At 57.0% G+C, this 20,831-nt stretch carries 15 protein-coding genes; 5 read left to right on the top strand and 10 right to left on the bottom strand.

Annotated elements, in window-relative coordinates; all coding sequences use genetic code 11:
* Positions 1–41: 41 nt before the first annotated feature.
* The gene (hpt, locus tag B4M48_RS01680; RefSeq protein WP_039382640.1) at positions 42–578 is read right to left on the bottom strand and encodes a hypoxanthine phosphoribosyltransferase; all 537 of its coding nucleotides are present in this window, start codon (positions 576–578) and stop codon (positions 42–44) included.
* Between the two features lie 167 nt (positions 579–745).
* Here hpt and B4M48_RS01685 point away from each other — a divergent pair, with 167 nt between their 5' ends.
* The gene (locus tag B4M48_RS01685; protein WP_071669064.1) at positions 746–2,038 is read left to right on the top strand and encodes a cystathionine gamma-synthase family protein; all 1,293 of its coding nucleotides are present in this window, start codon (positions 746–748) and stop codon (positions 2,036–2,038) included.
* A 43-nt stretch (positions 2,039–2,081) separates the two neighbouring features.
* On the opposite strand, the gene cueO is transcribed toward B4M48_RS01685, so the two are convergent.
* Positions 2,082–3,680, bottom strand: coding sequence for a multicopper oxidase CueO (gene cueO, locus B4M48_RS01690; protein ID WP_039382636.1), 1,599 nt, complete (start codon positions 3,678–3,680; stop codon positions 2,082–2,084).
* Positions 3,681–3,846: 166 nt separating this feature from the next.
* Between cueO and B4M48_RS01695 the strand changes: the two genes are divergently transcribed.
* Positions 3,847–4,194 carry a YacC family pilotin-like protein gene (locus B4M48_RS01695; protein ID WP_039382635.1) on the top strand — a complete coding sequence of 116 codons (348 nt, stop codon included), beginning with the start codon at positions 3,847–3,849 and terminating at the stop codon, positions 4,192–4,194.
* Between the two features lie 24 nt (positions 4,195–4,218).
* Here B4M48_RS01695 and yacL read toward each other — a convergent pair whose 3' ends face one another.
* The 6 genes from yacL to pdhR form a co-directional block, all read right to left on the bottom strand.
* Entirely contained in the window at positions 4,219–4,581 is a 363-nt protein-coding gene (gene yacL / locus B4M48_RS01700) for a protein YacL (RefSeq protein WP_039382633.1), read from the bottom strand.
* Between the two features lie 169 nt (positions 4,582–4,750).
* Positions 4,751–7,348 (bottom strand): bifunctional aconitate hydratase 2/2-methylisocitrate dehydratase, encoded by a 2,598-nt coding sequence (gene acnB, locus B4M48_RS01705; RefSeq protein WP_071669066.1) that lies wholly within the window; start codon positions 7,346–7,348, stop codon positions 4,751–4,753.
* Between the two features lie 335 nt (positions 7,349–7,683).
* Positions 7,684–9,108: a dihydrolipoyl dehydrogenase gene (lpdA, locus tag B4M48_RS01710; protein WP_039385712.1), complete on the bottom strand. Its 1,425-nt coding sequence runs from the start codon at positions 9,106–9,108 to the stop codon at positions 7,684–7,686.
* 173 nt (positions 9,109–9,281) lie between these two features.
* Positions 9,282–11,180 (bottom strand): pyruvate dehydrogenase complex dihydrolipoyllysine-residue acetyltransferase, encoded by a 1,899-nt coding sequence (aceF, locus tag B4M48_RS01715; RefSeq protein WP_071669067.1) that lies wholly within the window; start codon positions 11,178–11,180, stop codon positions 9,282–9,284.
* A gap of 13 nt (positions 11,181–11,193) precedes the next feature.
* Positions 11,194–13,869, bottom strand: a complete 2,676-nt coding sequence (gene aceE, locus B4M48_RS01720; RefSeq protein ID WP_039382627.1) for a pyruvate dehydrogenase (acetyl-transferring), homodimeric type — start codon at positions 13,867–13,869, stop codon at positions 11,194–11,196.
* Between the two features lie 126 nt (positions 13,870–13,995).
* The gene (gene pdhR / locus B4M48_RS01725; protein WP_039382625.1) at positions 13,996–14,760 is read right to left on the bottom strand and encodes a pyruvate dehydrogenase complex transcriptional repressor PdhR; all 765 of its coding nucleotides are present in this window, start codon (positions 14,758–14,760) and stop codon (positions 13,996–13,998) included.
* Positions 14,761–15,283: 523 nt separating this feature from the next.
* On the opposite strand from pdhR, the gene aroP reads away from it, so the two are divergent.
* The 3 genes from aroP to B4M48_RS01740 all read left to right on the top strand — a co-directional run bounded on the left by aroP (position 15,284) and on the right by B4M48_RS01740 (position 19,156).
* Positions 15,284–16,639: an aromatic amino acid transporter AroP gene (gene aroP, locus B4M48_RS01730; RefSeq protein ID WP_039382624.1), complete on the top strand. Its 1,356-nt coding sequence runs from the start codon at positions 15,284–15,286 to the stop codon at positions 16,637–16,639.
* A 160-nt stretch (positions 16,640–16,799) separates the two neighbouring features.
* Positions 16,800–18,206, top strand: a complete 1,407-nt coding sequence (locus tag B4M48_RS01735; RefSeq protein ID WP_039382621.1) for a glycoside-pentoside-hexuronide (GPH):cation symporter — start codon at positions 16,800–16,802, stop codon at positions 18,204–18,206.
* Positions 18,203–19,156 (top strand): family 43 glycosylhydrolase, encoded by a 954-nt coding sequence (locus tag B4M48_RS01740; protein WP_039382619.1) that lies wholly within the window; start codon positions 18,203–18,205, stop codon positions 19,154–19,156. The genes B4M48_RS01735 and B4M48_RS01740 overlap by 4 nt, the downstream gene beginning before the upstream one ends.
* Here the strand turns inward: B4M48_RS01740 and ampE are convergent.
* Together ampE and ampD are read right to left on the bottom strand one after the other, a co-directional pair.
* Positions 19,138–19,983, bottom strand: coding sequence for a beta-lactamase regulator AmpE (gene ampE, locus B4M48_RS01745; RefSeq protein ID WP_039382616.1), 846 nt, complete (start codon positions 19,981–19,983; stop codon positions 19,138–19,140). The two genes, B4M48_RS01740 and ampE, sit on opposite strands and share 19 nt — an antisense overlap.
* Before the next feature lie 16 nt (positions 19,984–19,999).
* On the bottom strand, positions 20,000–20,551 hold the full coding sequence (gene ampD, locus B4M48_RS01750; protein WP_039382614.1) for a 1,6-anhydro-N-acetylmuramyl-L-alanine amidase AmpD: 552 nt from the start codon (positions 20,549–20,551) through the stop codon (positions 20,000–20,002).
* Between the last annotated feature and the right edge of the window lie 280 nt (positions 20,552–20,831).

A 20,831-nucleotide genomic window follows, 5' to 3' on the forward strand; every position in this document is an offset into this window, starting at 1 on the left:
CTATCCCGGAACGGCCAAAATGACCCAGGTAGATTGTGCGGTTATGCGTCCAGCATGGTGACTTTGCCGATATAGGGCAGATGACGATAGCGCTGCGCGTAGTCAATGCCAAAGCCCACGACAAACTCATCGGGAATGGTAAAGCCCACATATTCGACCGGCACCTCAACTTCACGACGCTCGGGTTTATCCAGCAGCGTGCAGATGGCCAGCGATTTTGGCTCACGCAGGCGCAGGATCTCACGCACTTTGCTCAGCGTGTTGCCGGAGTCGATGATATCTTCCACGATCAGCACATCTTTACCGCGAATATCTTCATCGAGATCTTTCAGGATTTTGACGTCGCGTGACGACGACATGCCGCTGCCGTAGCTGGAGGCGGTCATAAAGTCGACCTCATGCGGGACGTCAATTTCCCGGCACAGATCGGCCATAAACATAAAGGAGCCGCGCAGCAGACCAACCAGCACCATCTCGCTGCCGCTGTCGCGGTAGGCTTCACTGATCTGTTTGCCCAGCTCGGCAATACGGGTTGCAATCTCCTCCCGGGAGATCATCACATCAACGGTGTGTTTCATTGCGTTCGCCTGGTTAAGGTTTTCAGAAAGCTCCGCAGTCTATCACAATGCGCCTGATGGCTAACCGCGCACACAAAACGCAAACGATTACGTAGCAAAATTTTCCGCGATGGCATTAACTCTATAGCAGGGTTTACGCGCTTTATCCTGATTCAGCCGGAGCTGCTATGGCAAACTCATCCAGCAATAAAGAACCTTCCGATCGGCGCACGCTGCATCCGGAAACGCAGATGCTTAATTACGGTTACGATCCGCGGCTGTCAGAAGGCGCGGTAAAACCGCCGGTGTTTCTTACCTCAACCTTTGTTTTCAACAGTGCCGAAGAGGGCAAAGATTTTTTTGATTATGTATCGGGTCGCCGTCAGCCGCCTGCTGGCCAGAGTGGCGGACTGGTCTATTCACGCTTTAACCATCCCAACAGCGAAATCGTTGAAGATCGCCTGGCTATCTATGAGGGCGCTGAGAGCGCGGTGCTCTTCTCTTCCGGTATGTCAGCCATTGCCACTACGCTGCTTGCGTTTGCGCGGCCGGGCGAGGTGATCCTGCATTCACAGCCGCTGTATGGCGGCACAGAAACTCTGCTGAGCAAGACGCTGCACGATCTGGAAATTAAAGCCGTAGGGTTCAGCGAGGGTACGGATGAAGATAAGGTTTATGAGGCGGCGAAGCTGGCGTGGCAGCGTGGCCGGGTCGCCCTGATCCTGATCGAGACGCCGGCCAACCCCACCAACAGCCTGGTGGATATCCGGCTTATTGCGCAGGTGGCGGATGTCATTGCACAGCAGCAGGGTTCGCGTCCGGTTATCGCCTGCGATAATACGCTGCTGGGGCCGCTGTTTCAGCATCCGCTGCAGCATGGCGCAGATATCTCGCTCTATTCGCTGACCAAATATGTGGGCGGCCACTCCGACCTTATCGCCGGCGCCGCGCTGGGCAGCCGGACGCTGATGAAATCTGTGCGCGCGCTGCGCAGCGCGATCGGCACGCAGCTCGACCCGCACTCAAGCTGGATGATTGGCCGTTCGCTGGAGACGCTGGCGCTGCGCATGGAGAAAGCCGCCGCAAATGCGGAACGGGTCGCCGCCTTCCTGCGCGACCGGCCTCAGGTCGCGGCGCTGTTCTGGCTGCCCTATCTTGACGCACAGAGTGCGGCCGGAGAAACGTACCGGCGTCAGTGCAGCGGCGCCGGCTCGACCTTCTCCTTTGATATTCAGGGCGGTGAACCTGCGGCTTTCCGCTTTCTCAACGCGCTGACGCTGTTTAAGCTGGCGGTAAGCCTGGGCGGCACCGAGTCGCTCGCCAGCCATCCGGCCAGCACCACCCACTCTGGCGTGCCGCTGGCGGTACGTCAGCGCATTGGCATCAGCGACGCGACGGTGCGCCTGTCGATCGGGATTGAGCATCCGGACGACCTGATTGCGGATATCAGCCAGGCGCTGGAGGCGGCAGACGGCGGCTGACGCCGAGCGGCTCAGATGCCGCCCTTGCGGTCGTCTGGCCCCGCTACGCGACCGTGAAGCCGAGCATCATGCCGGTATCTTCGTGCTCCAGCAGATGGCAGTGTGCCATATAGGCATGCTCCGCGCTGGCAGCATAGTCGAACCTTACTAAGACTTCACTGCGCCAGCCGTTGACGTTAACCATATCTTTCCAGCCGGCACGATGCGCGGTGGGCGGCTTGCCGTTTTCTGACAGGATACGGAACTGTGCACCGTGAATATGGAACGGATGCAGCATCGCATCGCCCTCGCCTGAAATCGTCCACTTCTCGGTTTTACCCAGCGGCACGGCAAACATCGGCTTCTGCATGTTAAACGCTTCACCGTTGATCTTATTGCCGTGGTGAAAATCGTATGCGGCAGCGTCGTGCGCACCGTGATCCATCGGCATCGCGCCATGTTCGCTCTGTTCCATTGGCATGGCATCGTGTCCGCTGTGCGTCTCTGCCGCGCCGTGGTCTGCCGCGCCCCCCATCGCCTGATGGCCATAACGATCCATCAGCGCCTGCATCCCCTGCTTATCCAGCTGCGGATCCATCATCAGCTGCAGCCAGCGGTTCTGTACGCCGTCACTGGCAGGCAGCGGCGGCAGATCCACCAGGGTGTCCGGCAGCGTCCCGCTCGCCATAATGCGCAGCGGCAGGATCTGCACCAGCGGCAGTGGCCGATCAAACGGCGGCAGCGTCATCCCCATCTGCGTCACCGGCAGCGTGACGATATCAAAAGGCTGCCCGTCAGAGGTATCGATCAGCACCTCAAAGCGCTCGCCCGGCAGCAGTGACAGCGACGTCACCTGTACCGGTTCAGCGAGCAGTCCGCCATCGCTGCCCACCACATAGACTGGTCGTTTATCGCTGGTGGCGATCTCCAGCGAGCGGGCGTTACAGCCGTTAAGCAGCCGCAGCCGCAGCCAGCCGCGCGGCACGGCGTGCTGCGGATACTGCACGCCGTTGGTCAGCATCATATCGCCAAACCAGCCTACCGCCGCGCGCATCACATCCAGCTGATAATCGATATGCGTGCCGGCGCTGTTAAGCTGTTTATCCTGGAAAATCAGCGGTACGTCATCGGCTCCCCACTGCATCGGCAGACGCAGCTTGCCGGACGCTTCATCCTCCAGCAGCACCAGCCCGGCTAATCCCTGCGCCACCTGATGACCGGTTTTGCCGTGCAGATGCGGATGAAACCAGCAGGTCGCCGCCGGCTGATCGGGGGTAAAGCTCACCTGCCGCGTGGCACCGGGCGCGATAATCGCCTGCGGGCCTCCATCCACGTCACCCGGAATCGCCAGGCCGTGCCAGTGTACGGTGGTCGCTTCCGGCAGCCGGTTATGAATATTGACCGTGACGCGCTTCTCGCGCTGCAGGCGCAGAACCGGCCCGAGCAGGCTGCCGTTATAGCCCCATGTCGGCACCGCTTTACCCTGCCACTGCGTGCTGCCCGTCATGGCGGTAAGGCTGTAGTGACCGCGCGCATCTGGCTCAAGCAGCGCAGGGATCGGCAGCAGCGGCCGCGTAGCCGCCATCAGTGAGCGGCTCCATAGCGGCAGTGCGCCTGCCGCGCTGAGCGCCGCGGTCAGTTTGAGAAAAGTGCGACGTTGCATACGCATATCCTTGTGATAATGAGGCACCCAGCCTAAACCCTGCCCCTGCGGGAGGGTCAAGTGCCGGGCAGCAAAATAGTAGCCTGCCCGTCGCCGGGGTAAAAGAAGCGGAATCCGGACGGTAACTGTGCTAACGTCAATGGATTGTCCTTTGCTGAGAACCATTATGACAAAAAGCATTAAGATCCTGCTGCTGGCGGGACTCTTTGGCTTCTCCACCAGCAGTTTTGCGCTGAGCGAGTCTGAAGCGGAAGATCTGGCTGACCTGACGGCGGTCTTTGTCTATCTGAAAAACGACTGCGGCTACCAGGCGCTGCCGGATGCACAAATCCGCAAAGCGCTGGTGTTTTTTGCCCAGCAGAACCGCTGGGATTTGAGCAACTACAGCAGCTACAACATGAAAGCGCTGGGCGAAGAGAGCTATAAAGATCTGAGTGGCATTGCAATCAATAACGATAAGAAGTGCAAATCGCTGGCGCGTGATTCACTGAGCCTGCTGGCCTACGTTAAGTAACGGTGCGGCATAGGGCTGTGCGGGTTATCTGCCCGCTATAAACTGCCGGTAAGCCGCGATCACCGCCAGAAAGTCATCCACGCCGCAGAATGAGAGACTCTCTTCATCGTAGTAGGCCATGCCCTCTTCCAGCCCCTCATCCTCAAGTGCCAGCTGGTTAGCGCGGATCATCACCTCTTCTTCATCCAGCCACAGCGTGTACTCATGTCCGATACGCTGCCACTGCTGATGGGTGCCTTTTACCGCACGCGCCGCCGCTTCCACTTCATCCAGCAGCCCGGCGTTGTCGCGGACCTCTTCGTTAAACCAGTGGCCTACCGCTTCGTGATCCATCGACATGCGCACCCTGACCTGGCCGGTGATATCGCGTAAAAATTCATACTCCATTGGGTTACCTCATACCAGTAGCGCGCCGGACTGCACGTTTATGTGCATTCTGAGCGCAGCGCGCGTAATAAAGTGGGATCGCGCTCGCATTATGCCGGGAGTGCCGCCGGTAAAAAAGGCATAAAAAAGGGGGATGATTTGCATCATCCCCCCCGATTTACCCGTCGCGTTATACGGCGGTCTGGAAAATCACGCTGTCCGCTTTCTCGGTATATTGACCCAGCTGGTCAAAGTTGAGATAGCGATAGGTGTCGTCGGCCGTTTTATCCACCTGCACCATAAACTGCTGATACTCGTCCGGCGTTGGCAGTTTGCCAAGCAGCGAAGCGACGGCAGCCAGCTCGGCTGATGCCAGGAAGACGTTGGCGCCGTTACCCAGACGGTTCGGGAAGTTACGGGTCGACGTGGAGACCACCGTCGCACCGTCCTGCACGCGTGCCTGGTTACCCATGCAGAGCGAACAGCCCGGGATCTCAATACGCGCACCGCTTTTACCAAAGACGCTGTAGTAGCCCTCTTCGGTAAGCTGCGCCGCATCCATCTTGGTTGGCGGAGCCACCCAGAGACGCGTCGGCAGCTGGCCCTTATGCGCGTCCAGCAGCTTACCGGCCGCGCGGAAGTGACCGATATTGGTCATGCAGGAGCCGATAAACACTTCGTCAATCTTCTCGCCCTGCACGTCAGAGAGCCAGCGCGCATCATCCGGATCGTTTGGTGCACACAGAATCGGCTCTTTGATATCCGCCAGATCGATCTCGATCACCGCAGCGTATTCTGCATCTGCATCGCCTTCCAGCAGCTGCGGATCGGCCAGCCATTTCTCCATGCCCTCAACGCGGCGCTCCAGCGTACGGCGATCGCCGTAGCCTTCCGAGATCATCCACTTCAGCAGGACGATGTTGGAGTTCAGGTACTCGATGATCGGCGCTTTATCCAGCTTGATGGTACAACCGGCAGCAGAACGCTCAGCGGAGGCATCAGACAGCTCAAAAGCCTGCTCAACTTTCAGATCCGGCAGACCTTCGATCTCCAGAATACGGCCGGAGAAGATGTTTTTCTTGCCCTTCTTCTCTACCGTCAGCAGGCCCTGCTTAATCGCGTACAGCGGGATAGCGTGTACCAGATCGCGCAGCGTAATGCCCGGCTGCATGGTGCCCTTAAAGCGCACCAGCACCGATTCCGGCATATCGAGCGGCATCACGCCAGTCGCAGCGGCAAACGCCACCAGGCCGGAACCCGCCGGGAAAGAGATGCCAATCGGGAAGCGGGTGTGTGAGTCACCGCCGGTGCCAACGGTATCCGGCAGCAGCATACGGTTCAGCCAGCTGTGAATAATACCATCGCCCGGACGCAGCGAGACGCCACCGCGGTTCATGATGAAATCCGGCAGCGTATGGTGCGTGGTCACATCAACCGGCTTCGGATAGGCCGCGGTGTGGCAGAAGGATTGCATCACCAGATCGGCGGAGAAGCCGAGGCACGCCAGGTCTTTCAGCTCATCGCGCGTCATCGGACCGGTGGTATCCTGTGAACCCACAGAGGTCATCTTCGGCTCGCAGTACGCGCCCGGACGAATACCCTCAACGCCACAGGCGCGGCCCACCATCTTCTGCGCCAGCGAGTAGCCGCGCGTGCTGGTGGCGATATCTTTCGCCTGCACAAAGACGTCGCTTGCCGACAGGCCGAGTGACTCGCGTGCTTTCGTCGTCAGGCCGCGACCGATAATCAGCGGAATACGGCCGCCGGCGCGGACTTCATCCAGCAGCACATCGGTTTTCAGTTCAAAGGTTGCCAGCAGTTCATTGGTTTCGTGACTGCGGACTTCGCCTTTATACGGGTAAACGTCAATCACATCGCCCATGTTCAGGCGCTCAACATCCAGTTCGATCGGCAGCGCGCCGGCATCTTCCATGGTGTTGAAGAAAATCGGGGCAATTTTACCGCCGAGGCAGAGACCGCCGCCCTTTTTGTTCGGCACGTACGGGATATCTTCACCCATAAACCACAGCACCGAGTTGGTGGCGGATTTACGTGATGAGCCGGTACCTACGACGTCGCCGACATACGTCAGCGGGAAGCCTTTCTGCTGCAGCGCCTGAATCTGTTTAATCGGGCCAATGTTGCCCGCCTCGTCTGGCTCAATACCATCACGCGGGTTTTTCAGCATCGCCAGCGCATGCAGTGGAATATCCGGGCGCGACCACGCATCCGGCGCCGGAGAGAGGTCGTCGGTGTTGGTTTCGCCGGTCACTTTGAACACGGTGGTGGTGATTTTTTCAGCCAGCTTAGGACGCTTCAGGAACCACTCGGCATCAGCCCAGGATTGCAGGATTTTTTTTGCGTGGGCGTTACCCGCTTTGGCTTTCTCTTCCACATCGTAGAAGTTGTCGAACATCAGCAGCGTATGGGACAGCGCTTCAGCGGCAATCGGTGCCAGCGCTTCGTCGTCGAGTGCTTCAATCAGCGCGTGGATGTTATAGCCACCCTGCATGGTGCCCAGCAGTTCAACAGCTTTCTCGCGCGTAACCAGAGGAGAGTGGGCTTCGCCCGTTGCGACAGCAGCCAGGAAACCGGCTTTAACATAGGCGGCTTCATCAACGCCTGGCGGGACGCGGTTAACCAGCAGGTCAACCAGAAATTCTTCTTCACCCGCAGGCGGGCTTTTCAGCAGTTCAACCAGCGCGGCCATCTGGGAAGCATCTAACGGCTTAGGTACGATTCCCTGGGCAGCACGCTCGGCAACGTGCTTACGGTATTCTTCTAGCACGACGTTCTCCTCGCTCTCATTGTATAGCTTTCCGGTACACCTTGATGCTGTTAAACAGTAGGGTGAGGTGCCCGGTTCTGCGTCGGCCAGCATAGCAGGATTTCGCCTGATTGTTAATCTGTTTACAAAAAAGCAACATCCAGCCAATTTCCGGCATAACTGTCCGGGTATTCCCCTGCAGACGGAAAAAAAAGCGGCAGATATGCGGCAGGCGGTTTTCAGATCATAACTTTCAGCGTGGCAGAAAATGATCTGGCTAACCTTTAGTTATGCCTGCGGCTGTAACAGCAAAAAAAAACGGCCCCCGCAGGAGCCGTTGATCGCAGAAGTGAAACTTATTTCTTCTTCGCTTTCGCGTTTGGCAGATCGGTGATGCTGCCCTCAAAGATTTCAGCGGCAAGGCCAACTGATTCATGCAGCGTCGGGTGCGCATGGATGGTGAGCGCGATATCTTCGGCATCACAACCCATTTCGATCGCCAGACCGATTTCACCCAGCAGCTCGCCGCCGTTGGTGCCGACTACAGCACCGCCGATAACGCGATGCGTCTCTTTGTCAAAGATCAGCTTGGTCATGCCGTCAGCGCAGTCAGAAGCGATAGCACGGCCTGAGGCCGCCCATGGGAAGGTGGAGACTTCGTAGCTGATGCCCTTCTCTTTGGCTTCTTTCTCAGTCAGACCTACCCATGCAACTTCCGGCTCGGTGTAGGCGATGGATGGGATCACTTTCGGATCGAAGTAGTGCTTCAGACCAGAGATGACCTCAGCGGCAACGTGGCCTTCGTGCACGCCTTTGTGCGCCAGCATAGGCTGACCCACGATATCACCGATAGCGTAGATGTGCGGCACATTGGTACGCATCTGCTTATCGACACGGATAAAGCCGCGCTCGTCCACTTCCACGCCCGCTTTACCGGCGTCGAGGCCTTTACCGTTTGGCACGCGGCCAATGGCGACCAGCACCGCGTCATAGCGCTGCGCCTCAGCAGGCGCTTTTTTACCTTCCATCGACACATAGATACCGTCATCTTTCGCGTCAACCGCGGTGACTTTGGTTTCCAGCATCAGATTGAATTTCTTACTGATACGCTTGGTAAAGACTTTAACCACGTCTTTATCCGCTGCCGGGATCACCTGGTCAAACATCTCAACCACGTCAATCTCTGAACCCAGCGCATGGTAAACTGTCGCCATCTCCAGACCGATGATGCCGCCGCCCATGACCAGCAGACGCTTCGGCACTTCACGCAGCTCCAGCGCTGACGTAGAGTCCCAGACGCGCGGATCGTGATGCGGGATAAACGGCAGCTCGATAGGGCGTGAGCCTGCGGCGATGATTGCGTTATCGAAGTTGATGGTGGTTGCGCCACCCTCACCTTCAACCACCAGGGTGTTGGCACCGGTGAATTTACCCAGACCGTTTACGACTTTGACCTTACGGCCTTTCGCCATTCCGGCCAGACCGCCGGTCAGCTGGTTGATCACCTTCTCTTTCCAGGTGCGGATCTTGTTAATGTCTGTCTGCGGCTGACCAAACACGATGCCGTGCTCTTCCAGCGCTTTCGCTTCTTCAATCACTTTCGCGACGTGCAGCAGCGCTTTTGACGGGATACAGCCTACGTTCAGACAAACACCACCGAGGGTGTTGTAGCGCTCAACCAGAACGGTCTCCAGACCTAAGTCAGCGCAACGGAAGGCTGCAGAGTAACCTGCAGGACCTGCCCCAAGTACCACGACTTGAGTTTTAATCTCTGTACTCATCATGACCTCTTGTTAGATTGCCGGCGGTCAGAGCGACCTTTCCCAGGCTCATGCTACCCTGTCGCCACCGGGACATTTCACCGCGAGAGTTTACAGAATTGTTAATAAACTGCCAACCGCGGTAACAACTGAATGCTTACAACAAGGCCGGCATTTGCCGGCCTTGATTAACTTCACATCACCAGACGGCGAATATCAGACAGCATATTGTTGATGATGGTGATGAAACGCGCACCATCAGCACCGTCGATCACGCGGTGGTCAAACGAGAGCGAGATCGGCATCATCAGACGCGGTGCAAACTCTTTACCGTTCCAGACCGGCTCCATGGCCGATTTGGAGACGCCAAGGATCGCCACTTCCGGCGCGTTGACGATAGGCGCGAAGTGCGTCGTGCCAAGGCCGCCAAGGCTGGAGATGGTGAAACAGCCGCCCTGCATATCGCTGGCGGTCAGTTTGCCATCGCGCGCTTTCTTCGAGGTTGCCATCAGCTCACGCGAGAGTTCAGTGATGCCTTTCTTATTAACATCCTTGAACACCGGAACCACCAGACCATTTGGCGTATCAACCGCCACGCCGATGTTGATGTATTTCTTCAGCGTCAGTTTCTGACCATCTTCAGACAGCGAGCTGTTGAAACGCGGCATCTGCTCCAGGGCCGCCGCAACCGCTTTCATGATGAACACCACCGGGGTGAACTTCACATCCAGCTTGCGTTTCTCGGCTTCCGCGTTCTGCTGCTTGCGGAACGCTTCCAGATCGGTGATATCGGTTTTATCGAAGTGCGTAACGTGCGGGATCATGACCCAGTTACGGCTCAGGTTAGCACCAGAGATTTTCTGGATACGGCCCAGCTCCACTTCTTCCACTTCACCAAACTTGCTGAAGTCTACCTTCGGCCATGGCAGCATGCCTGGCAGACCGCCGCCTGCAGCAGCAGCTGGCGCAGCCTCAGCGCGTTTCACCGCCTCTTTCACGTAAGTCTGCACATCCTCTTTCAGGATGCGGCCCTTACGCCCGGTGCCTTTCACCTTCGCCAGGTTAACGCCAAACTCGCGCGCCAGACGACGGATCACCGGCGTGGCGTGCACATAGGCGTCATTCTCAGCGAACTCACTTTTCGCTTCCGCTTTAGCCGGCGCAGGTGCTGCAGCGGGTTTAGCCTCCGCTTTCGCCGGCGCGGCGGCCGCTTCCGGTTTGGCTGCCGGTGCTGGCGATGGTGCGCCGCCTTCCACTTCAAAGATCATGATCAGTGAGCCGGTACTGACTTTGTCACCGGTGGCCACTTTCAGCTCTTTTACCGTACCGGCAAACGGCGCCGGCACTTCCATAGAGGCTTTATCGCCTTCAACCACAATCAGCGACTGCTCAGCGGTGACTTTATCGCCCGCTTTCACCAGTACCTCGGTCACTTCAACTTCATCACCGCCGATATCCGGTACGTTTACCTCTTTCGCGCCTGCAGCTGCAGCCGGGGCGGAGGTCGCCTCTTCTTTCATCTGTGGTTTCGCGTCGGCAGCCGGTGCGTCGCCTTCTGCGTCAAAGATCATAATCAGTGAACCGGTGTTCACTTTATCGCCGGTAGCGATTTTGATCTCTTTCACTACGCCAGCAAACGGCGCAGGCACTTCCATTGAAGCTTTGTCGCCTTCAACGGTGATCAGCGACTGCTCAGCTTCAACCTTGTCGCCCACTTTAACCAGGATCTCTGTGACTTCGACTTCATCACCACCGATATCCGGTACGTTAACCTCTTTGCTGGCGGTTGCCGTTGCAGCAGCAGGAGCCGGCGCGGCTTCTGCTTTTTTCTCTTCGGCAGCCGGTGCAGCTTCTGCCGCACCTTCAGCGTCAAACACCATAATCAGCGAGCCGGTATTCACTTTGTCACCGACGGCGATTTTGATCTCTTTAACCACGCCCGCCTGCGGCGAAGGCACTTCCATCGAGGCTTTATCGCCTTCCACAGAGATCAGCGACTGCTCAGCTTCAACGCTGTCGCCCACCTTCACCAAAATTTCGGTGACTTCAACTTCGTCTGACCCGATATCCGGTACGTTAATTTCGATAGCCATTACTCTTTACCTCTTAAGCCAGACGCGGGTTAACTTTATCAGCGTCGATATCGAATTTAGCGATAGCGTCCGCTACCACCTGCTTCTCGATTTCACCGCGTTTAGCCAGCTCACCCAGCGCAGCCACTACCACATATGACGCATCCACTTCGAAGTGATGACGCAGATTTTCACGGCTGTCAGAACGACCGAAGCCATCGGTACCCAGCACGCGGTAGTCGCTGGCTGGCACGTAGCTGCGGACCTGTTCTGCGAACAGCTTCATGTAGTCGGTTGACGCTACGGCCGGCGCATCGTTCATCACCTGAGCGATGTAAGGCACGCGTGGCGTTTCAGTCGGATGCAGCATGTTCCAGCGTTCGCAATCCTGACCATCTCGCGCCAGCTCGGTGAACGAGGTTACGCTGTAGACATCAGAGCCGATACCGTACTCTTTCGCCAGAATCTGTGCCGCTTCGCGCACGTGGCGCAGAATAGAGCCTGAGCCCAGCAGCTGCACTTTGCCTTTCTTGCCTTCGACTTCTTCCAGCTTGTAGATACCCTTACGGATACCCTCTTCCGCACCCTGCGGCATCGCCGGCATATGGTAGTTTTCGTTCAGCGTGGTGATGTAGTAATAGATGTTTTCCTGCGCTTCACCATACATACGCACCAGGCCATCCTGCATGATCACTGCCACTTCATACGCGTAGGAAGGATCGTAGGAGATGCAGTTAGGGATGGTCAGCGACTGAATATGGCTGTGGCCATCTTCATGCTGCAGACCTTCGCCGTTCAGCGTCGTACGGCCCGACGTACCGCCAACCAGGAAGCCACGCGCCTGCTGATCGCCCGCCAGCCACATCAGATCGCCAATGCGCTGGAAGCCAAACATGGAGTAGTAGATGTAGAACGGGATCATCGGCAGGTTGTTGGTGCTGTAAGAGGTCGCCGCTGCCAGCCAGGATGAACCTGCGCCCAGCTCGTTGATCCCTTCCTGCAGAATCTGGCCTTTCTCATCTTCTTTATAGTAAGCAACCTGCTCGCGGTCCTGCGGCGTATACTGCTGGCCGTTCGGGCTGTAGATACCGATCTGACGGAACAGGCCTTCCATACCAAAAGTACGTGCTTCATCCGCGAGGATTGGCACCAGACGATCTTTGATCGACTTGTTCTTCAGCATCACGTTCAGCGCGCGCACGAAAGCGATCGTGGTAGAGATCTCTTTGCTCTGCTCTTCCAGCAGAGGTTTGAACTCTTCCAGCGTCGGCATTTCCAGCTTCTCAGTGAACTCCGCCTGACGGGTTGGCAGATAGCCACCCAGCTTCTCACGCTGGCCGTGCAGGTAGTTGTACTCTTCTGAGCCTTTTTCAAAGGTGACGTAAGGCAGCTCTTCGATTTTCTCATCAGCCACTGGCACATTGAAGCGATCGCGGATGTAGCGTACGCCATCCATGTTCATCTTCTTGACCTGGTGGGCGATATTTTTGCCTTCCGCGGTATCACCCATACCATAACCTTTAATGGTATGAGCCAGAATCAGCGTTGGCTGACCTTTGGTCTCCTGCGCCTTTTTCAGGGCAGCATAGATTTTCTTCGGATCGTGGCCGCCGCGGTTCAGTGCGAAAATCTCTTCGTCGGACCAGTCTTTCACCAGCGCAGCGGTCTCCGGGTATTTACCGAAGAAGTGCTCGCGCACATAGGCGCCGTCGCGTGATTTAAAGGTCTGATAGTCGCCGTCAACAGTTTCGTTCATCAGCTGAATCAGTTTGCCGCTGGTGTCTTTCTTCAGCAGCTCATCCCAGCGTCCGCCCCAGATCACTTTGATCACGTTCCAGCCAGCACCGGCAAAAATGCCTTCCAGCTCGTTGATGATCTTACCGTTACCGGTGACCGGGCCATCCAGACGCTGCAGGTTACAGTTGATGATGAAGACCAGGTTGTCCAGCTTCTCACGGGTCGCAATGGTGATAGCACCTTTGGATTCCGGTTCATCCATCTCGCCATCGCCAAGGAAAGCGTACACCGTCTGACCAGACGTATCTTTCAGGCCGCGATGCTCCAGGTACTTCAGGAACTTCGCCTGATAGATAGCGTTCAGCGGACCCAGACCCATTGAAACGGTCGGGAACTGCCAGAAGTCCGGCATCAGTTTTGGATGCGGATAGGATGACAGGCCGTTGCCGTGCACTTCCTGACGGAAGTTATTCATCTGCTCTTCAGTCAGACGTCCTTCAAGGAACGCACGTGAGTAGATGCCTGGAGAAATGTGACCCTGGAAGTAGACCAGATCGCCGCCATCTTTTTCGCTGCGTGCGCGGAAGAAGTGGTTGAAGCACACTTCATAGATTGTGGCAGAGCTCTGGAAAGAAGAGAGGTGTCCCCCCAGCTCCAGATCTTTCTTCGACGCACGCAGAACTGAAACAATGGCGTTCCAGCGAATTGCGGAACGGATACGACGTTCGAGAGAGGTGTTGCCCGGATAGTCCGGCTCATCTTCTGTCGCAATGGTGTTGATATAGTTGCTGATCGCTGCAGCAGCACCGCCACCGCCAGCTACTTTTACACCACCTTTGCGGGCAGCGCTCAGGACCTGATCAATCAGATACTGCGCACGCTCAACACCTTCTTCACGGATGACCGATTCGATCGCCTGTAGCCAGTCACGAGTTTCGATCGGATCCACGTCATTCTGTAAACGTTCTGACATGGGGGGTATTCCTTATCTGTGTCTAATACGTTGAATTATCAGGAGCCTGTCTGCTTGTGTTGTGCTTCAGGTTCACAGCACAAGAAGACAGGCCCGTCGTTTATGTCGCACGTTCGTTGCCGTACGTTATTCCTTGCGTTGCTGTAAACGACGCAGGGAGCGTTCACGACGGCTCTGCTCCCGACTTCTGTCCAGCAAGATTTCCTCTATAAACGCCAGATGACGATGCGAGGCTTCGCGGGCCTGTTCCGGCTCGCGCGCCACAATCGCCGCAAAAATACTGGCGCGATGCTCGCTCACTTTCGCCAGCATTTCGCGGCGAGCGTAGAGCAATTCGAAATTCTGACGTACGTTTTGTTCCAGCATCGGGCTCATGGAGCGCAGCAGGTGCAGCAGCACCACATTATGCGCCGCTTCCGTGACCGCAATCTGATACTTCATGACGGCGTCCGCTTCGGCGTCGAGATCGCCGCTCTCCTGCGCCTGCTGAATCTGAAGATGGCAGTCGCGAATACGCTGCAGATCTTCATCGGTACCGCGTAGCGCTGCGTAGTAGGCAGCCACGCCTTCCAGCGCATGACGGGTTTCCAGCAGATCGAACTGAGATTCCGGATGCTGGGCCAGCAGCCCGACCAGGGGGTCGCTTAAGCTCTGCCAGAGGTTCTGCTGCACAAATGTGCCGCCACCCTGGCGACGCAGCAGTAAACCTTTGGCTTCCAGACTCTGAATCGCTTCGCGTAGCGATGGACGTGAGACATCAAACTGTTTGGCCAGTTCGCGCTCGGGGAGCAGTTTCTCACCCGGCTGAAGGGTCCCTTCCATAATCAGGGATTCCAGCTGCTGCTCTATCGCATCGGAGAGCTTGGGCTGGCGAATTTTACTATAAGCCATCTTCCCTTCTTATAAGCCAAACGTCTGGAGTAAATTGGTAATACCAATTGAAAAATGGTGCCCGTAAAGTAACAAAGTATTCACCTTGTGTCTATATGGCCACTCTCCTACTTCCAGCCCGATATAGCCCTGAACCCAGGCATCACGCCTTAAGCCGCCGTAGTAACAGGAAAAAGAAACAACTGCGCGAAGTTGTTAACAGATTTCACTTTTACCAAACCTTACACTGCAAAAGCGGTCGTTTCTCTTATACGCCATAAGCGAAAGCTATTCGTGTTTAAGCATTATTCATGGCAGAAATAGCGCAAGGGAAACCACAGAGTAAATCGCTGCTTTTTCCATCACTCCTTAGCACAAAAAGCAAAAGCAGGTGCAAAGCCGCGCGCTTATCACTATTCTGGTCGCCTGAATAGCGTCTCGCTACAGAGAGCCAGTCTGAATTCGTAAAGAAAAGATTACACGCAGTATCACAGCCTTAAGTGCGGGCACTGCAGGCGCACAATAACAATACAAAGAGGTTTGTATGGAACAACAGCATGGCGAAGCGCTGCATCGCGGCCTGAAGAATCGCCATATCCAGCTGATCGCGCTGGGCGGTGCCGTCGGCACCGGCCTGTTTCTGGGTAGCGCATCGGTTATTAAATCTGCCGGCCCGGCCGTGATTCTGGGTTATGCCATTGCCGGATTTATCGCCTTTTTAATTATGCGCCAGCTGGGCGAAATGGTGGTTGAGGAGCCGGTTGCCGGCAGCTTCAGCCATTTTGCCTACAAATACTGGGGCAATTTTGCCGGCTTCGCCTCTGGCTGGAACTACTGGGTGCTCTATGTGCTGGTTGCAATGGCCGAACTCAGCGCCGTCGGCAAATATATTCAGTTCTGGTATCCCGATTTTCCTGCCTGGGCCAGCGCCGCTATTTTCTTTGTCGTCATCAATGCCATTAACCTGACCAACGTCAAAGTGTTTGGTGAGATGGAGTTCTGGTTCGCCATTATCAAAGTCGTGGCCGTTATCGGCATGATCCTGTTTGGCGGCTGGCTGCTGTTCAGCGGCAACGCCGGTCCGCAGGCATCCGTCAGCAACCTGTGGGCTCAGGGCGGCTTTCTGCCGCACGGCATGACCGGTCTGGTTATGATGATGGCGATTATTATGTTCTCCTTTGGCGGCCTGGAGCTGGTAGGCATTACCGCTGCAGAAGCGGACAACCCGGAAGAGAGCATTCCTAAAGCCACTAATCAGGTGCTGTGGCGCATTCTGATTTTTTACATTGGCTCACTGGCAGTGCTGCTGTCGCTGCTGCCCTGGACGCGCGTCACCGCTGACACCAGTCCGTTTGTCCTGATCTTCCATGAGCTGGGTGATGCGCTGGTCGCGAATGCGCTGAACGTCGTGATCCTGACGGCGGCGCTCTCGGTCTATAACAGCTGTGTTTACTGCAACAGTCGTATGCTGTTCGGCCTGGCCCAGCAGGGCAATGCGCCAAAAGCGCTGCTCAGGGTTGATCGTCGTGGCGTACCGGTTGCCACCATTATGGTCTCAGCGGTTGCTACCGCGCTGTGCGTGTTGATTAACTATCTTATGCCGGGAGAAGCCTTTGGCATCCTGATGTCTCTGGTGGTGTCGGCCCTGGTTATCAACTGGGCGATGATTAGCCTGGCACATATGAAATTCCGCCGTAAGAAAGATCAGCAGGGTGTCACTACGCGCTTCCGCGCGGTGCTCTACCCGGCCGGTAACTGGCTCTGCCTGCTGTTTATGGCCGCCGTGCTGGTGATCATGGCGATGACGCCTGGAATGGCGATCTCGGTATGGCTGATTCCGGTCTGGCTGGTTATTCTGGCGGTGGGTTACGCCATTAAAAACAAAACGCAGAAAGCCTGATAGTCCCGCGTGCCCGGTTCATCTGACCGGGCACCTCTGCCGATCGTCCTCACACTTTTTTCCCTGCACCCGTTTTGTCCATCTACGCGACTCATTGTTGATCACCCCTGCCTGCCGTTTGCGCTGATACTTTTCGCTCCACTTGTCGCAGGAGACGACGATGAAAAGTGCTGCACTCTCATTCAGAGAAAAACTGGGATATGGCATGGGCGATGCCGGCTGTAACATGATTGGTGGCGCGATCATGCTGTTTCTGAACTACTTCTACACCGATGTTTTTGGCCTGGCACCGGCGCTGGTCGGCGTACTGCTGCTTTCAGTACGCGTGCTGGATGCGGTAACAGACCCCATCATGGGCGCGATAGCGGATCGTACCCAGAGCCGATGGGGCCGCTTCCGTCCCTGGCTGCTCTGGGTCTCAGTGCCATATGTTCTGTTCAGCGTACTGATGTTTACCACGCCGGACTGGAGCTATGAAAACAAAGTTATCTGGGCCTTTGTCACCTATTTCCTGATGTCGCTGACCTATACCGCCATCAATATTCCCTACTGTTCACTGGGCGGCGTTATCACCAGCGATCCGGGCGAGCGCGTTTCCTGTCAGTCTTATCGCTTCGTGATGGTGGGTGTCGCCACGCTGATCCTCTCACTCTCACTGCTGCCTATGGCGGAGTGGTTTGGCGGTGACAACAAGGCGCGCGGCTATCAGCTGGCGATGAGCGTGCTGGCGCTGATTGGCCTGGCGATGTTTCTGTTCTGTTTTGCTAACGTCCGCGAACGAATCCGGCCTGCGGTGCCAACGCATGACGATCTGAAGAAAGACCTGCGCGATATCTGGAAAAACGATCAGTGGGTGCGCATTCTGCTGCTGACCTTCTGCAACGTCTGTCCAGGCTTTATCCGCATGGCGGCCACCATGTATTACGTGACCTGGGTCATGGGCCAGTCGACGCATTTTGCCACGCTGTTTATCAGCCTTGGCGTGATCGGCATGATGGGTGGCAGCACGCTGGCAAAATATCTCACCGACCGCTGGTGCAAGCTGAAGGTCTTTTTCTGGACCAATATCGCCCTGGCGCTCTTCTCCTGCGGGTTTTACTGGATCGATCCACACGCTACCGTCACGGTGGTGGTGGCCTATTTCCTGCTGAATATTCTGCATCAGATCCCCTCGCCGCTGCACTGGTCGCTGATGGCCGATGTGGATGACTATGGCGAGTGGAAAACCGGCAAGCGTATTACCGGTATGAGCTTTTCCGGCAATCTCTTTTTTCTCAAGGTCGGGCTGGCGGTTGCTGGTGCCATGGTCGGCTTTTTGCTGTCGGTTTACGGCTATGACGCGGGTGCAAAACAGCAGTCCGCCAGCGCCGTCAACGGCATTATGCTGCTCTTTACCGTAATACCCGGTGTCGGCTACCTGATCACCGCAGGCGTAGTGCGCCTGATGAAAGTGGATCGCAAGCTGATGCGCACGATTCAGGATGACCTGGCGCTGCGCCGCGCTAACTTTCGCGATTTGTCCGCTCCATCCCCGGCCGCAACCACTCAACCCGGAGAGATCAAATGACCTGGCCTAACCCTTTTATTACGCAGCGCGCCGATCCCTTTATTCTGCGGCACGGTGCTGGCTACTACTTTATCGCCTCAGTACCGGAATACGATCGGCTGGAGCTGCGCCACGCCAGCACGCTTGCGGGACTGCGTGAGGCACCCGCCGTTACCGTCTGGCGCAAGCCGGATCAGGGTGAATACAGTGAGCTGATCTGGGCGCCCGAGCTGCACCACATTAATGGTCAGTGGGTCATCTACTTTGCGGCAGCGCCGAGCCGGGAAATTAAAGAGGGGCTGTTTCAGCATCGCATGTATGCGCTGGTCTGCGATGATGCCGATCCGCTGACCGGCTACTGGCAGCCCTGTCGCCGGGTCGAAACGCAGTTCGATAGCTTTGCGCTGGACGCCACCCATTTCGTCCATCAGGGTAAAAACTGGTATCTCTGGGCACAAAAAGATCCCGCTATTCCCGGTAATTCCAATCTTTATCTGGCCGAGCTGCTTAACCCCTGGACGCTTAAAGGCACGCCGGTGATGCTGAGCCGGCCTGAATATGAGTGGGAGTGTGCCGGCTTCAGCGTTAACGAAGGTCCGGCGGCGATCCGTCACGGCAACCGGCTGTTTGTGACCTACTCCGCCAGCGCGACCGATGAAAACTACTGTCTGGGTATGCTGAGTATTGACGTGCAGGCCGATCCGCGCGATCGCATCGCCTGGCAGAAGTCAGCGCGGCCGGTGTTTACCACCAGCTGGGAAAATCAGCAGTACGGGCCGGGACACAACAGTTTTACGACGGATGAAGCGGGACGCGACGTGCTGGTTTATCACGCCCGCAACTACACGGAAATTGAGGGCGATCCGCTGTGGGATCCCAATCGCCATACGCGCCTGAAATATTTCAGCTGGCGCGAGGATGGCACGCCCGATTTTGGCGTGCCTCCGGCGGATCACACCAGCGTGCCGTAGATAGTCAGGAGCGCCACCACCACCACCAGCACCAGCGAAGTGCGTTTTGCCAGCGCCACCGCCACGCGTGGGGTGGCGACTTTATCCGTGTGCGGATCGCGCGCCAGCGAGAACTGCGCCAGGCTGGTCAGCACCTGATACTGAGCGCGATGGAGGTCGCTCAGAGAAGCAAACCAGGCGGGCAGCGCGCGCTCGCCGTGACCCAGCAGCGCATAAGCGACGCCCGCCAGCCGTACCGGGATCCAGTCCAGCACGTGCAGCAGCGCATCAACACCTGAGGCAGCGCGTGCCTGATCTGATGCGTGTCGTGCCAGCCAGCTCTGCCAGGCGCGCAGAAAAGCGTACCCCACCAGCAGCACCGGCCCTCCGACCACGAACCAGAACAGCGGAGCGAGATAGAAACGGAAGTTGATCCAGATAAGCGCATTCTGCAGCTCGCGCAGGAACTCACGCTCGCTGCAGTTTGCCGGCACGCCATGAATGAGCGTCAGCTCTGCAGCCATCGCCTGGTGCGCCGCCTCATCATCACGGCTGGCAGCCTGCAGATAGTTATGATAATGCTGTCGCGCAGAACCGGCGCCGATACAGAGCAGTCCGGTCACAATCCAGAACAGCAGCTGCAGCAGCCCGAACAGCAGGCCATGCAGACTCCAGACCACCAGCCACACCAGCAGCATGGCTGCTGCGGTCATCAGAAGCGTGCGCGGCAGCGAAAAGCGCTGCCGGCCACGGAACAGCGGCTCCAGCCGGTGATCCAGCTGCCAGTGTTCGCCCATTTTAAACAGGCGTTCCCATCCCAGAACAAGTAACAAACTAAACAACGTCATAATGGCTCCTGCAGTGTCAGGTATTCTCCTGAGTAGTACCCTGTTTATAGCGTGACCAGTCAAACGCCGGGCCCGGATCGGTTTTACGCCCGGGTGCAATATCGCTATGGCCGGTAATACGATCGGCGGCCAGCGGATAGTGCTGCTGCAGCAGCGCGGTGACCTGCTGCAGCATGGCGTACTGGGCGTCGGTGTAAGGCAGCGTGTCGGTGCCTTCCAGCTCAATACCAATAGAAAAGTCGTTGCAGTTTTCCCGCCCGCTGAAAGCCGAAACGCCCGCGTGCCAGGCGCGCTCGTTTAGTGAGACGTACTGTACCAGCTCACCGTCGCGGCGGATCAGGCAGTGCGCTGCCACGCGCAGCTGCGCGATATCAGCAAAATAGGGGTGTGCATCGGCAGGCAGCGAGCCGGTAAACAGACGATCGATCCACGGCCCGCCAAATTCGCCCGGCGGCAAACTGATGTTGTGGATCACCAGCAGCGACGGCGCTTCATTGTCGGGGCGTGCATTAAAGTGGGGCGAGGGCACCTTACGGGCGCTGCTGATCCAGCCCTGTTCCAGTTTCATCTCTCTCATCCTTAGCAAAATCAGGCCGAGAATATCACGATTCAGAGCAGGGTTTAGCGTCTTCGTGCGATAGCGCGCTTTCTCATCCTCCGGTCATTGCCGCTGCCGCTGCAAAAACAGGCCAGCGTCATAACGCTTCCGGTGGCCCTGTTCTGCCCGGCGTTGTGAGCCCGCCCGGTACTGCAACTGTCGTTTGCTGCAACCGCTAAAAATGGCTGCGCGGCACGCTCCGCTTTTCAGGCGATACGCTTTCATCACCCGCGGGTGCTGCTTATCGTAG

The organism is Pantoea sp. UBA6567 (assembly GCF_002434165.1).
GTDB classification, from domain to species: Bacteria; Pseudomonadota; Gammaproteobacteria; order Enterobacterales; family Enterobacteriaceae; genus Pantoea; species Pantoea eucrina.

What these genes read in the sequence shown, in the direction of transcription:
- hpt (WP_039382640.1), bottom strand. Translation starts at nt 578, where the DNA reads ATGAAACACACCGTTGATGTGATGATCTCCCGGGAGGAGATTGCAACC.
- B4M48_RS01685 (WP_071669064.1), top strand. Translation starts at nt 746, where the DNA reads ATGGCAAACTCATCCAGCAATAAAGAACCTTCCGATCGGCGCACGCTG.
- cueO (WP_039382636.1), bottom strand. Translation starts at nt 3,680, where the DNA reads ATGCAACGTCGCACTTTTCTCAAACTGACCGCGGCGCTCAGCGCGGCA.
- B4M48_RS01695 (WP_039382635.1), top strand. Translation starts at nt 3,847, where the DNA reads ATGACAAAAAGCATTAAGATCCTGCTGCTGGCGGGACTCTTTGGCTTC.
- yacL (WP_039382633.1), bottom strand. Translation starts at nt 4,581, where the DNA reads ATGGAGTATGAATTTTTACGCGATATCACCGGCCAGGTCAGGGTGCGC.
- lpdA (WP_039385712.1), bottom strand. Translation starts at nt 9,108, where the DNA reads ATGAGTACAGAGATTAAAACTCAAGTCGTGGTACTTGGGGCAGGTCCT.
- aceF (WP_071669067.1), bottom strand. Translation starts at nt 11,180, where the DNA reads ATGGCTATCGAAATTAACGTACCGGATATCGGGTCAGACGAAGTTGAA.
- aceE (WP_039382627.1), bottom strand. Translation starts at nt 13,869, where the DNA reads ATGTCAGAACGTTTACAGAATGACGTGGATCCGATCGAAACTCGTGAC.
- pdhR (WP_039382625.1), bottom strand. Translation starts at nt 14,760, where the DNA reads ATGGCTTATAGTAAAATTCGCCAGCCCAAGCTCTCCGATGCGATAGAG.
- aroP (WP_039382624.1), top strand. Translation starts at nt 15,284, where the DNA reads ATGGAACAACAGCATGGCGAAGCGCTGCATCGCGGCCTGAAGAATCGC.
- B4M48_RS01735 (WP_039382621.1), top strand. Translation starts at nt 16,800, where the DNA reads ATGAAAAGTGCTGCACTCTCATTCAGAGAAAAACTGGGATATGGCATG.
- B4M48_RS01740 (WP_039382619.1), top strand. Translation starts at nt 18,203, where the DNA reads ATGACCTGGCCTAACCCTTTTATTACGCAGCGCGCCGATCCCTTTATT.
- ampE (WP_039382616.1), bottom strand. Translation starts at nt 19,983, where the DNA reads ATGACGTTGTTTAGTTTGTTACTTGTTCTGGGATGGGAACGCCTGTTT.
- ampD (WP_039382614.1), bottom strand. Translation starts at nt 20,551, where the DNA reads ATGAAACTGGAACAGGGCTGGATCAGCAGCGCCCGTAAGGTGCCCTCG.